Below are 12,281 nucleotides of genomic sequence, written 5' to 3' on the forward strand. Positions count from 1 at the left end.
TTGCCTCAAACCGCCCCAATCGTGCTAGCCTGTGCAGGACGGGGCGATCAATGCCGCCGATCAGGGGCCGATAAATCATGAAAACCCATCCGCGCGTCGATCTTGTCTCGGGTCCGACACCACTGGAACGGCTGGCGCAATTATCCGCGCGGCTGAATATCGACCTTTGGGTCAAGCGTGATGATCTGGCCGGGACCACATTGGGCGGGAACAAGTCCCGCCAGCTTGAATTCTACTTGGGCAAGGCGGTGGCACAGGGCTGCGATACGATCCTGATCACCGGGGCCGTGCAGTCCAATTTTGTACGCACCGCCGCTGCATCTGCCCGCAAGATAGGGTCGCGCACCATCGTCCAGCTGGAAGACCGCGTTCCGGGTCAGGATCAGCATTATGCCACGTCGGGCAACGTGTTGCTCAACGATCTTCTGGGGGCGGAGGTGATGCGCTACCCGGATGGCGAGGATGAAGCAGGGGCCGACCGCGCCTTGCGAGCCCGCGCAGAGCAGGAGCGCGCCAAGGGGCATCATCCCTTTGTGATCCCGCTGGCGCTGGGCAATCCGCCACTCGGCGCGCTGGGCTACATGCGCGCGGCCAAGGAAATCTTGCAGCAAAGGGACGGCTTTGACTTTGTCATTGTCGCCTCCGGCAGCGGCCTGACCCATGCGGGTCTTCTGGCTGGGTTGCTGGACAATGGCTTTGCCGGTGTTGTGATCGGCAGTTGTGTGCGGCGCGACGCCACACAACAGCAACGCCGGATCAGGACGGTTCTGGATGATTTGCAGGCCCTTCTGGGGCGTCCCGACCAGATAGGGTCGGATCAGATCAACATCTGGGACGGCGCGCTTGCGCCCGGCTATGGGCAGATCGGGCCGCAGGCGCTGAATGCAATGAAACTGATGGCCCATAGCGATGGCTTGCTTCTGGACCCGGTCTATACGGCCAAGGTTTTTGCAGCCGTTCCCGCGCTTGTCGAAAGCGGAGACATCCCGCAAGGCAGCAAGGTGCTGTTCGTGCATACCGGCGGGCTCGCCTCACTTTTCGCCTACCAGATCGCGCTTGCCGGGCGACTTGGGTCCTGACCCTAGACGTCCCCGCCGGGCATGTCTGCGGGGCTGACCACACATTGCCCCGGCCCAAGGGTTGCAAAGTGATCACGACAGGCGCTGACAAAGTGCTGAACCAGCCGGCGGCGGCGCGCGGTGTCATATCCGACTGACAAGGTCAGGGCGGGCAGGGGGTCGGCAATGGGCAGTGCGACAACCGCCCCACCTGCATAGCTGTCGGCGGTGCGTGGTCGCATATTCAGAATGGCGCATCCATGCCCCGTGCTGACAAGGCTGCGGACCATTTCGGTTGCATTGGCATAGGCCGCGATCGACGGGCCTTGTGCGCAAGTGTCAAAAAGGCCGCGATAATAGGCCGCCGCAACGGGGCGGTTCAACACGACAAGCGGTTCTTGGGCAATTTCGGCCATCGTCACCGAGGACTGCCGGGCAAAGCGGTGCGCGGCCGGTACCAGGCAGTAGGGGCGCGCGGTGATCAGGGTGTCAAATTGAATGGATGGCCTTGCATCCTCGCTGACAAAGAGAATGGCATCATATTTGCCGTTTAGCAGCCCATCTTGCGCGGTGTCATTGTCGCATTCTTCCAGATGCAATTCGACCTGGCCGTCGCGCGGCAGGCACGCGGCCAGAATTTGTGGCAGGAAGGCGGGCGCAATTGGCGCATAATATCCGATCCGCAAACGCCCGGTCAGCGACTGTTTGAGATCGGCGCCCTCAGCCATGATGGCGCGGTAATCTTCCAGCAAACCCGCGCATTTGCGGGCAATCACGATGCCACTGGCCGTTGGTTGTATGCCACGTGAGCGTTGCCGTGTGACCGGTGTCAGGCCAAACGCAGCCTCGATCTGATCAATGGCGGTGGACACAGCCGAGGCGGCAATGTTCAGTTCTGCCGCAGCTTTGGCAATATTGCCATGGCGCAGGGCGGTGGTGAAATAGGTCATCGCCTTGAGTGAGACTGTCATCGCTACCTCTGAAAATCAGATATAGTTTCGCTTATTATACTGTTTTTCATGTGAACGCATCTCTGGCAGGCTGTGTTGCACTGGACATGGAAGGATTGCATATGGCTGACGCACCACTCAAAGGTTGGAACCATACGCCCAACGTCCCGCTACAGGTGTCGCCATTCTTCCGTTGGCCATTGCGCCCTATGGCGATGCTTGGATGGATATGGAATTCGTGGTTTTTCCTGTCAGAACGCCTGATCCTTGTCGGCGTCGCTTTCGCGTCGTTCTATTGGTTTCAACCGCCATTGGAAGAGACCAAGACCTTGGCATTCGGCTGGATCGCCGAGATGTATGTGCGCAATCTGATACTGATGTCTGCTGTGGCAGGTGGGCTGCATCTGTATTTCTATACGTTCACCAAACAGGGTGCAGCGCTGAAATACGACCCGCGCCCGCTGATGAAAAACGGACGACAATTCACGTTGGGCGGGCAAATCCGTGACAATATGTTCTGGACGCTGGCCAGTGGGGTCACCATCTGGACCGGCTACGAGGTGTTGATGTTCTGGGCGATTGCCAACGGGTATGCGCCGATGGTTACATGGGCGGGAAATCCGGTCTGGTTTTTGGTGCTGTTCCTGCTGATCCCGATATGGGAGAGCTTTTATTTCTACTGGATTCACCGGTTTCTGCACATTCCTTTTTTGTACAAACATGTGCACGCGCTGCATCATCGCAATATCAATGTCGGGCCGTGGTCCGGGCTGTCGATGCACCCGGTCGAGCATCTGATCTTTCTGGGCTCGGTCCTGATCCATTGGATCGTTGCGGCACATCCGGTGCATATTCTCTATCATTTGCAATATTATGCCCTCACTGCGGCCACGTCACATACCGGGTTCGAGGGGCTGCTGATCAAGGATCAGAACCGCCTGAGATTGGGCACGTTCCACCACCAGATGCATCATCGGTATTTTGAATGTAACTACGGCTCGCTCGAGTTACCGTGGGATCAGTGGTTTGGCTCATTTCACGATGGCACCGAGGCTGCGAATGAACAGATCAAGGCGCGGCGCAAGCGGATGAATAGCGCATAGGCGGCGTTCCGGAATGCCCCGGGTGTCGTTCACCACACGCGCCCGATCCGGCGCCGCGATTTGAAGTAGCCTGTTGGGGGTCTGACCCTAAGCCACCGCATGAGCCGCGGCAATTAATGCATCATGCAGTGACTTTGCGGCGGAGCGCGGCCCGAGAATGCGGATGTGATCCTCGTCTTGGCGCCGGATCACAAAGCAAGCCAACTGATGGATCATTGTGCGCTGCGCATCGCCAGCCACCATCTTGCGGATAGGCACCGCGCAGATCCGTTCACAGAGATCCGGCATCGCTGGCCCCATGACATCAAAACAGACCCACGCGCCCGATTGTTCGGTGATCGAGGCCGCATCCCCAAAGCGATCCTTGAGCATATCGGCCAGCAATTCGTGGGTGTCGCGCGGCGCCCCGATCATCCATTGATCCGGTCCGATCCAGAACCCGGCCTCGGGGTCATGCAAAACGGCGCGACCCGGCAAAGGCACGTCACGCAGCAGTTTTTTGAGAGCGGTGTGGCAGGGCTTTTCCCGGCCCAGGCGTGCGGCGACGGATGCCAGGGCCAAACCATTGTTTTCGGCAATCGTGACGTTGTCAAACGTATCGACCTGTGTGGTTTGCCCGCCAAGGGCCGTTAGGGGGCGCAGATCATGCACGCAACCGTTCTCCCTCTGGATCAATGAAATGGGCGCTGGTGATTTCCACATCAACCTGCACCTTTGTCAGCGGGCTGACCAGCCGCATGGTCTCGCCTATCCGGCTGGTCCCATCCTTGAGAAAACCAATCGCAATCGCGTGGCCAAGATTGGGCGAATAGCAGGCGGATGTCACATAGCCCTGGTCATGGGCTGCGTCGATTGGCCCCTCGGCATTCATCAAATGCGCACCTGCTGGCACGGGATCCTTGGGATCAACAGGTTTGATCCCGACCTGCGCCAGTTGGCCCTTACCATTCAGCCCTGCGCGCTCTGACAGGATCGACCCGATGCTGTCCTTCTTCTTGGACACCATCCGACCCATGCCGAGGTTCAATGCGGTCGTCGTCCCATTCAGTTCATTGCCCGCGGCGTGGCCCTTTTCAATCCGCATCACGCCAAGCGCTTCGGTCCCGTAAGGTGTTACGTCAAATTCCGCACCGACTTCCATGATCTTGCGCATAAGCGCGTCGCCATAGGCCGTCGGCACTGCAATTTCATAAGCCAGTTCACCGCTGAAAGATATCCGGAACAGCCGCGCACGCAGACCGCCGCAAATTGTAATGTTTGCACAGGCCATGAACGGAAAAGCGTCGTTGCCGATGTCCTGATCCACAATTTTGGACAGCAGGTTGCGGCTGTTTGGACCCGCGACAGCATATTGCGCCCAGGCTTCGGTGGTTGAGATCAGTTGCACGTCCATATCAGGGAAGAGGCACTGATGCACGAACTCCATATGCCGATAGACGGGCAGGGCGTTTGCGGTTGTTGTTGTGACCACAAAATGATCCTCGGCCAGCCGTGCGGCGGTGCCATCATCCATTGCGATCCCATCTTCGCGCAGCATCAGGCCATAACGGGTCTTGCCCACAGCGAGTTTGGCAAACCCGTTGCAGTAGATCTTGTTCAGGAAATCGGCGGCATCGGCGCCTTGCACATCGACCTTTCCCAACGTGGTCACATCACAGACGCCCACGGATTTGCGGGTTGCCAATACCTCGCGATCCACGCTTTCGCGCCAGGTGGTTTCGCCGGCGCGCGGGAACCACTGCGCGCGCAGCCAATTGCCGGCTTCGACAAAAACAGCGCCTTGTTCTTCAGCCCATTTATGCGATGGGGTCAGGCGTTTGGGGTGAAATTCCTGGCCCCGATGCCGCCCTGCAAGGACGCCAATTGCGGTTGGCGTATAGGGTGGGCGAAAGATCGTTGTGCCCACGTCCGGGATCGTCTTGCCCGCCAATTCGGCCATGATCGCAAGGCCGCCCATGTTGGATGTCTTGCCCTGATCCGTCGCCATGCCAAGGGTGGTATAGCGTTTGAGGTGCTCGACCGAACGAAAACCTTCCTGGTGGCTCAGCTTCACGTCCTTCACCGTGACATCGTTTTGCTGGTCCAGCCAGGCGCGCGAACACCCTTCGACATACCAGAAGGGCGTCAGGTTCACGGGGGCATCTTCGGCCTCGGGCAGGTCTGGCGCCGGTCCTTTGAGGTCCAGCATTTGCTGCGCAGCCAAGGCACCCGCCTGCAACGCGCCTGCCGTCGAGAGATCACCATTGGCTGCACCTGCGACACACATTCCGGCAGGGAGGTCACCACCCGGCACAAAGGCTGCGATGTCGTCGTTCCATGTCGGGCGACCCCGTTGATGGCAGGTCAAATGGACGTTGGGGTTCCAGCCACCCGACAGGCCCAATGCGCCACATTCAAGCGTGCGCATTGTGCCATCGGCCAGCTTTAGCTCGGCGAATGTCAGGCCAAGGCGCCCTTTGGTATCGACCACCTCGCCCTGCAGCACCTCGTAATCCATGCTGCGCGGGGCATCAGGGCGGACATCCACTACCGCGCTGATTTTCACGCCCTTGGCGTGCAGGTCGGCGGCTGTCCGATGCCCATCATCGTTGTTGGTAAAGATGGCCACGCGCTGGTCCACAGCGACCGCAAATTTGTTGGCATAGCTGCGCAGGGCCGAGGCCAGCATGATGCCCGGCCGATCGTTGTTATCAAATGCAATCGGACGTTCGGTTGCGCCGGCAGCGAGCAATGTTTGCTTGGTATAGATCCGCCACAGGATTTGGCGCGGCTTGCCTGCGTCGGGCGTGTGCATATGGTCGCTCACCCGCTCAACGGCTCCATAAATGCCGTGATCAAACGCACCGATCACAGTCGTGCGCGACATCAATCGGACGTTGGGCAAACTCGCAAGCTCGGCTACAACACCAGCGGCCCAATCAGAGCCAGCTTGATCATCGAGCGCGATTGTTTCGCTGTTCAGACGCCCGCCAAAGGCAAAGTCGTCATCGGCTAGGATGATGTCAGCGCCAGCGCGGCCAGCGGTCAAGGCGGCCATCAGACCTGCGGGACCCGCGCCGATGATCAGAAGATCGCAATGCAGGAACCCCTTGTCGTAGACGTCGGGATCATCCTTGCGTGACAGGGCCCCCAGGCCTGCGGCATTGCGGATAATCGGCTCGTAGAGTTTTTCCCAGAATGCGGCGGGCCACATGAACGTCTTGTAGTAGAAACCCGCCGTCAGAAAATTGGACAATCGGTCGTTGATTGCCAGCAGGTCAAACGTCAATGAACCCAGGCGGTTCTGGCTCTTGGCCAACAGCCCGTCATAAAGCTCGGCCGTTGTCGCCCGGGTGTTGGGTTCCTGGCGGGCACCGCCCCGCAATGCGACCAAGGCGTTCGGCTCTTCCGATCCGGCCGTCAGCGGCCCACGCGGGCGGTGATATTTGAAAGACCGACCCATAAGCCGCACACCATTGGCGAGCAGGGCAGAGGCAAGCGTGTCGCCCGGATGACCGGTGTAGGCCTTGCCATCAAAGGTGAATTTGTGGGTTTTCGTGCGATCAATCTGACCACCTGCCAGTCGGTTCTTTTGCGTCATTTCGACCGCCCGCGCGCGCGCGCCACATCACGGGCCAGTTCCACCTTGGAAATCTCATGCGTGATCGTATTGCGGGTCACGACCAGCCAGGATCGGTCACCGGCCTCGTGGAACCAAAGCTCTTCATGCCAGCCTGCCGGATTGTCGCGCAGGTAACCATAGTCATAGAATTCCTGTGCGGCGTTCTCCGATTTCCAATCCGGACGGTCGATCAGTTTGGCATCCCCCATATAGGTGAATTCGGCAGCGTCACGCGGGCCAAGCAGGGGGTGGTCAATCATCATCAGTGCAAATTGGGCTGATTGCCCACTCCCTTTTCATCAATCATCAGGCCCTTCTCGAACCGGTCGAACCTGTAGGCTGCCGCGACCGGGTGCGGGGCGTCCTTTGCCAGCAGATGTGCAAAGCAGAAACCGGATGCGGGCGTCGCCTTGAACCCGCCGTAACACCAGCCGCCATTGAAATAGAGCCCGTCAATATGGGTCCGGTCGATGATGGGCGAGCCATCCATCGACATATCCATGATCCCGCCCCACATGCGCAGCACCCTGGCGCGGCCAAAGGCGGGAAAGATCGCCATCCCGCCTTCGCAGACATCTTCGACAGTGGGCAGGTTGCCGCGTTGGGCGTAGGAATTATAGCCATCAATATCACCGCCAAAGACCAACCCGCCCTTGTCGGACTGGCTGACATAGAAATGCCCTGCGCCAAAGGTGACGACACCCGGCAAGATCGGTTTCAGCCCCTCCGAGACGAAGGCTTGCAGGACGTGGCTTTCCATCGGCAGGCGCATCTCTGCCTTCGACATTAACCGGCTGGACGATCCGGCGACGGCGCAGCCGATCTTCTTGGCGCCGATGAACCCGCGCGAGGTTTCCACGCCCAGACATTTGCCGTTTTCAATGCGAAAACCGGTCACCTCGCAGTTCTGGATGATATCAACGCCGCGGCTATCAGCGCCGCGCGCATAACCCCAGGCAACCGCATCATGGCGCACCGTGCCACCGCGATGCTGCGCAAGCCCGCCTTTGATCGGAAAACGCGCATCTTTGGTGTTCAGAAATGGATACCGCGCCTTGATCTGTTCGGTCGTCAGCAATTCGGCATCCGCGCCGTTCAACAGCATTGCATTGCCGCGCCGGATATAGGCATCACGCTGCGCGTCGGAGTGGATCAGGTTCAGGATCCCCCGTTGCGAGATCATGGCGTTGTAGTTGAAATCCTGCTCCAGTCCTTCCCAGAGTTTGAGAGAGAATTCATAGAACGGTTCGTTTCCGTCCAGCAGGTAGTTGGATCGGATGATGGTGGTGTTGCGCCCGACATTGCCACCGCCAATCCATCCCTTTTCCAGCACCGCAATGCGTTTCTGGCCAAGCTCCTTGGCAAGGTAGTAGGCGGTCGCCAACCCATGCCCGCCACCACCGATGACGATGATGTCATACTCTGCCTGCGGTTCCGGATCGCGCCAGGCAGGCGTCCAGCCTTTGTGACCGGTCAGTGCCTCCTTGATGACCTTGAAGCCTGAATAACGCATTGCCGACATCCCCTTTGGGCTAATCTGCTGCAAACAAAGACGTTAAGATACCCAGATTGGACAGGAACCGCGCCGTTTGCGACAAGCCGGACATTTTTCGGGAAGGCGAGATGGCCTGACGCCGCATCCCCAGAAACGATCGAGGTGCTGCCGATTGCTTGGCGAATAGTGGTCAAAACACTGCCGAAGTAGTGCTTGCCAAGTCAATCCAAGTTTATCATCATATCGTCGTTGGTTTGACGATGGCGTCGTCTTTGCAGTGACCTGCACCAATGAATTGCCCTTCCTGAACGCCGGGATCTTGCTTTGCCGATGTCACGGTGGGGAAGGTTCATATCCTTCACACACGCATCGGTGCGCGGAACGAAGGATTTGTTGATGAACCGTCCACAGCACTACCGTTTTCATCAGGGTGACAAGGTTCTCCCATTTTCAAACGAAGAATATGACGCAAGGCTAGCCAAGCTGCGCGCGACCATGGTGTCCGAAGGCATTGATGCCTGTGTGTTCACCTCAATGCACAATGTCGCATATTATTCGGGCTTTCTATATTGTGCATTTGGCCGGCCCTATGCGCTGGTCGTGACCGCGACAGACAGCGTCACAGTAAGCGCTGGCATCGACGCGGCCCAGCCGTGGCGTCGCAGCTATGGGGACAACATCACGTATACGGATTGGGAGCGGAACAATTACTGGCGTGTGATTCACGCGGTCACCGGGTCGGGCAAGGCAATCGGCTACGAGGGTGATCACATCAGCCTTGCGCAAAAAGCCCTGCTGGATGCGTTTCTGAAACCCAGCACATCAAAGGATATCGCGCCTGCAACCATGGTTCAGCGCATGCACAAATCCAGTGCCGAAATTGCGTTGATCCGGGCAGGGGCGCAGGTGGCTGATGTGGGCGGATATGCGATCAGGGACGCGATCAAGGTCGGCACCCGCGAGATTGATGTGGCCATGGCAGGTCGCGACGCGATGGAGCTTGAAATCGCAAAGCGCTATCCCGACGCTGAATATCGAGATACCTGGGTCTGGTTCCAGTCCGGCATCAACACCGACGGCGCGCATAACCCTGTGACCGCGCGGGTTCTGGAACGTGGGGATATTCTTAGTCTGAACACTTTTCCAATGATTTCAGGATACTATACCGCGCTTGAACGCACGTTGTTTGCCCAAGACGTCGATGCGGCAAGCCGCAAGATATGGGAGGCCAATGTCGCAGCACATGAATACGGCATGAGCCTTTTGAAGCCAGGGGCAAGTTGTGCAGAGGTCACCCACAAGATCAACGCATTCTTTGAAGAACGCGATCTGTTGCAGTACCGCAGTTTTGGCTACGGCCACTCCTTCGGTGTGCTCTCACACTATTATGGACGCGAAGCCGGATTGGAACTGCGTGAAGACATCGACACGGTCCTTAAGCCAGGCATGGTCATCTCGATGGAACCGATGCTGACGATCCCCGAAGGCCAGGCAGGTGCCGGTGGTTACCGTGAGCATGACATTCTGATTATCAACGAAGATGGTAGCGAAAACATCACTGGCTATCCTTACGGTCCGGATTTCAATGTCGTTGGCTGATGTCGACAACGGGCAGGGCGGTCAGTTTCTATGACCGTGCTGCCGTTCAAACTGCGGCTTAGCGCGCTTTCTCTTGATATGCCGTTGCGTTTTGAGTCTGCATTTTGCAGGCTTCGGACAGTTTTGGCGACGATCTGTGGTTTCCGATTTGCGCCGGTTTGAAAGAGAAATGTTCCCAATGCTAGACACCCAAGATGCCTTCGTAGCCTTTGATCGCGTGCAAAAAAGCTATGATGGCGAAACGCTGGTCGTGAAAGATCTCAACCTGTCGATGCCAAAGGGTGAGTTTCTGACAATGCTTGGGCCATCGGGTTCGGGCAAAACAACCTGCCTGATGATGTTGGCCGGGTTCGAAACGGCCACCCATGGCGACATCCTGTTGGATGGTGTGTCCATCAACAACATTCCACCACATAAGCGCGGCATTGGGATGGTGTTTCAGAATTATGCGCTGTTTCCGCATATGAGTGTCGCAGAGAACCTCGCCTTCCCGTTGGAAGTACGCAAGATGGGCAAGTCCGAGCGTGATGAGAAAGTCAAACGCGCGCTGGACATGGTGCAGATGGGGGATTTTGCCGGCCGGCGTCCGGCACAGCTTTCGGGTGGCCAGCAACAACGGATTGCACTGGCGCGCGCGCTTGTCTTTGAGCCCGAGCTGGTCTTGATGGACGAACCGCTAGGCGCGCTGGACAAGCAGTTGCGCGAAACCCTGCAGTTCGAGATTACAAACCTCGCGCATGAACTGGGGATCACCACCGTTTATGTGACCCACGACCAGACAGAAGCACTGACGATGTCGGATCGCGTGGCCGTGTTCGATGATGGCCGTATCCAACAGCTTGCTGCACCCGATGAGTTGTACGAGAAGCCGGAAAACAGTTTTGTCGCCCAGTTCATTGGCGAAAACAACACGCTCGACGGGGTTGTCGAGGAAATCAAGGGGAATACCTGCATCGTCAAGCTCGATAGCGGCGATATTATTGACGCTGTACCAGTCAACGTCACCGCAGTTGGTGAGCGTACCAAAGTGTCGATTCGTCCCGAACGTGTCGAGTTTGACCGCGAACGCCTGCACGCAGACGCACATACCCTTCAGGCGGAAGTGTTGGAATTCATCTATATGGGCGATATTTTCCGCACACGCTTGCGCGTTGCCGGGACGGATGACTTTGTCATCAAGACACGCAATGCCCCTGACCAAAAGCGTCTCCAGCCAGGCGAGGCAATCGAAATTGGATGGCTGCCACAGGACTGTCGCGCGCTTGACGCATGAAACACAACGAATTGCGGTCGCTCGGGCTGCGGTTCTTGTCGATACAAAACCGGGCAACACTAAGGGAGAAAAGATATGAAAATAACCTTGAAGATGCTGGCGACAACCTGTCTGACGCTGCCAGCCACAATGGCCGTCGCCGACGGACATATGGCCAATGAAATGACGATTGTCAGCTGGGGTGGGGCGTATTCTGCGTCACAACAAAATGCCTATCATGAGCCCTATATGGCGAATACGGGCATCTCTATCATCAATGACGAGTCCTCGCCCGAGGCCGTGGCCAAGCTGCGCGCCATGAACGAAGCTGGCAACATTACCTGGGATCTGGTCGATGCAGAGGCCGCCGACGCGATCCGGCTGTGTGATGAAGGTCTGGCCATCGAAATTGATCACGATGAGGTTCTTGCCGCGGCCCCCGACGGCACATCAGCGACCGAAGACTTCGGCGCGACAATCGCGTCCGAGTGTTTCATCCCGCAAATCGTGTTCTCGACAACTTTCGGCTACCGGACTGACATGGTGCCAGAGGGCGTTGAGCCGCCAACCTCTGCTTGCGATGTCTTTGATCTCGAGACATATCCTGGCAAGCGGGCACTGAACAAGCGTCCGATCGCCAACATGGAATGGGCGCTGCTATGCGATGGCGTTGCCTACGAAGATGTCTACGACACACTCGAGACGGAAGAAGGCCAAGCCCGGGCTTTTGCAAAGCTTGATACGATCAAGGATCAGACCATTTGGTGGTCGGCTGGCGCTGAAACGCCGCAATTGCTTGCGGATGGCGAGATCTTTATGGGGTCAACTTTCAACGGGCGCCTGTTCTCTGTGATTGCCGAGCAGGGCCAGCCTGTGGGGATGGCCTGGGACTGGCAGATGCTTGACCTGGACGGTTGGATTGTTCCCGCTGGCCTGCCGGAAGATCGGCTTGCCCGCGTGATGGATTACCTCAAATTCGCCACCGACACCCAGCGTCTGGCTGATCAAGCGCAATATATCAGCTACGGCCCTGCGCGCGCGTCTTCTGCACCGCTGGTGGGCCAACATGCCGAGCTTGGCATCGACATGGCGCCACATATGCCAACCGATCCGGCAAACGCCGAGAACACATTCTACAACAACTACGAATGGTGGGCAGATTACCGCGACGACCTGGATGCCAAATTCCAGGCCTGGTTGTCGCAGTAACCTTCAACGCGAAA

The 12,281-nt window shown here is 57.8% G+C and carries 10 protein-coding genes; 5 read left to right on the top strand and 5 right to left on the bottom strand.

Annotated elements, in window-relative coordinates; translation table 11 throughout:
* Positions 1-77 precede the first annotated feature (77 nt).
* The gene (locus AABB31_RS01825) at positions 78-1,079 is read left to right on the top strand and encodes a D-cysteine desulfhydrase family protein (protein WP_342076114.1); all 1,002 of its coding nucleotides are present in this window, start codon (positions 78-80) and stop codon (positions 1,077-1,079) included.
* A 2-nt stretch (positions 1,080-1,081) separates the two neighbouring features.
* Here the strand turns inward: AABB31_RS01825 and AABB31_RS01830 are convergent, their stop codons facing one another.
* On the bottom strand, positions 1,082-2,029 hold the full coding sequence (locus tag AABB31_RS01830) for a LysR family transcriptional regulator (RefSeq protein WP_342076113.1): 948 nt from the start codon (positions 2,027-2,029) through the stop codon (positions 1,082-1,084).
* A 101-nt stretch (positions 2,030-2,130) separates the two neighbouring features.
* Here AABB31_RS01830 and AABB31_RS01835 point away from each other — a divergent pair, with 101 nt between their 5' ends.
* A complete protein-coding gene (locus tag AABB31_RS01835; RefSeq protein WP_342076112.1) occupies positions 2,131-3,111 on the top strand; it encodes a sterol desaturase family protein in 981 nt (326 codons plus the stop codon).
* Positions 3,112-3,198: 87 nt separating this feature from the next.
* On the opposite strand, the gene AABB31_RS01840 is transcribed toward AABB31_RS01835, so the two are convergent.
* Genes AABB31_RS01840 through AABB31_RS01855 form a run of 4 tightly spaced genes read right to left on the bottom strand, consistent with a single transcriptional unit; the run spans position 3,199 to position 8,225 of the window.
* Positions 3,199-3,762, bottom strand: coding sequence for a sarcosine oxidase subunit gamma (locus AABB31_RS01840; protein WP_342076111.1), 564 nt, complete (start codon positions 3,760-3,762; stop codon positions 3,199-3,201).
* Positions 3,755-6,691, bottom strand: coding sequence for a sarcosine oxidase subunit alpha family protein (locus AABB31_RS01845; protein WP_373635346.1), 2,937 nt, complete (start codon positions 6,689-6,691; stop codon positions 3,755-3,757). Before AABB31_RS01845 ends, AABB31_RS01840 begins: the two co-directional genes overlap by 8 nt.
* On the bottom strand, positions 6,688-6,975 hold the full coding sequence (locus AABB31_RS01850; protein WP_373635347.1) for a sarcosine oxidase subunit delta: 288 nt from the start codon (positions 6,973-6,975) through the stop codon (positions 6,688-6,690). The genes AABB31_RS01845 and AABB31_RS01850 overlap by 4 nt, the downstream gene beginning before the upstream one ends.
* Positions 6,975-8,225, bottom strand: coding sequence for a sarcosine oxidase subunit beta family protein (locus AABB31_RS01855; RefSeq protein ID WP_373635348.1), 1,251 nt, complete (start codon positions 8,223-8,225; stop codon positions 6,975-6,977). The genes AABB31_RS01850 and AABB31_RS01855 overlap by 1 nt, the downstream gene beginning before the upstream one ends.
* A 378-nt stretch (positions 8,226-8,603) precedes the next feature.
* Here AABB31_RS01855 and AABB31_RS01860 point away from each other — a divergent pair, with 378 nt between their 5' ends.
* From AABB31_RS01860 to AABB31_RS01870, 3 genes are all read left to right on the top strand, one after another.
* On the top strand, positions 8,604-9,806 hold the full coding sequence (locus AABB31_RS01860; RefSeq protein WP_342076108.1) for an aminopeptidase P family protein: 1,203 nt from the start codon (positions 8,604-8,606) through the stop codon (positions 9,804-9,806).
* Between the two features lie 178 nt (positions 9,807-9,984).
* Positions 9,985-11,079, top strand: coding sequence for an ABC transporter ATP-binding protein (locus AABB31_RS01865; protein WP_342076107.1), 1,095 nt, complete (start codon positions 9,985-9,987; stop codon positions 11,077-11,079).
* Between the two features lie 75 nt (positions 11,080-11,154).
* A complete protein-coding gene (locus AABB31_RS01870; RefSeq protein WP_342076106.1) occupies positions 11,155-12,267 on the top strand; it encodes an extracellular solute-binding protein in 1,113 nt (370 codons plus the stop codon).
* Positions 12,268-12,281: the final 14 nt, after the last annotated feature.

Source organism: Yoonia sp. SS1-5 (assembly GCF_038443705.2).
Lineage (GTDB): Bacteria > Pseudomonadota > Alphaproteobacteria > Rhodobacterales > Rhodobacteraceae > Yoonia > Yoonia rhodophyticola.

Excerpts from the sequence above, each read along its gene's own strand:
- AABB31_RS01865 (WP_342076107.1), top strand. The coding sequence starts at position 9,985 with ATGCTAGACACCCAAGATGCCTTCGTAGCCTTTGATCGCGTGCAAAAA.
- AABB31_RS01850 (WP_373635347.1), bottom strand. The coding sequence starts at position 6,975 with ATGATGATTGACCACCCCCTGCTTGGCCCGCGTGACGCTGCCGAATTC.
- AABB31_RS01860 (WP_342076108.1), top strand. The coding sequence starts at position 8,604 with ATGAACCGTCCACAGCACTACCGTTTTCATCAGGGTGACAAGGTTCTC.
- AABB31_RS01825 (WP_342076114.1), top strand. The coding sequence starts at position 78 with ATGAAAACCCATCCGCGCGTCGATCTTGTCTCGGGTCCGACACCACTG.
- AABB31_RS01835 (WP_342076112.1), top strand. The coding sequence starts at position 2,131 with ATGGCTGACGCACCACTCAAAGGTTGGAACCATACGCCCAACGTCCCG.
- AABB31_RS01830 (WP_342076113.1), bottom strand. The coding sequence starts at position 2,029 with ATGACAGTCTCACTCAAGGCGATGACCTATTTCACCACCGCCCTGCGC.
- AABB31_RS01870 (WP_342076106.1), top strand. The coding sequence starts at position 11,155 with ATGAAAATAACCTTGAAGATGCTGGCGACAACCTGTCTGACGCTGCCA.
- AABB31_RS01845 (WP_373635346.1), bottom strand. The coding sequence starts at position 6,691 with ATGACGCAAAAGAACCGACTGGCAGGTGGTCAGATTGATCGCACGAAA.
- AABB31_RS01855 (WP_373635348.1), bottom strand. The coding sequence starts at position 8,225 with ATGCGTTATTCAGGCTTCAAGGTCATCAAGGAGGCACTGACCGGTCAC.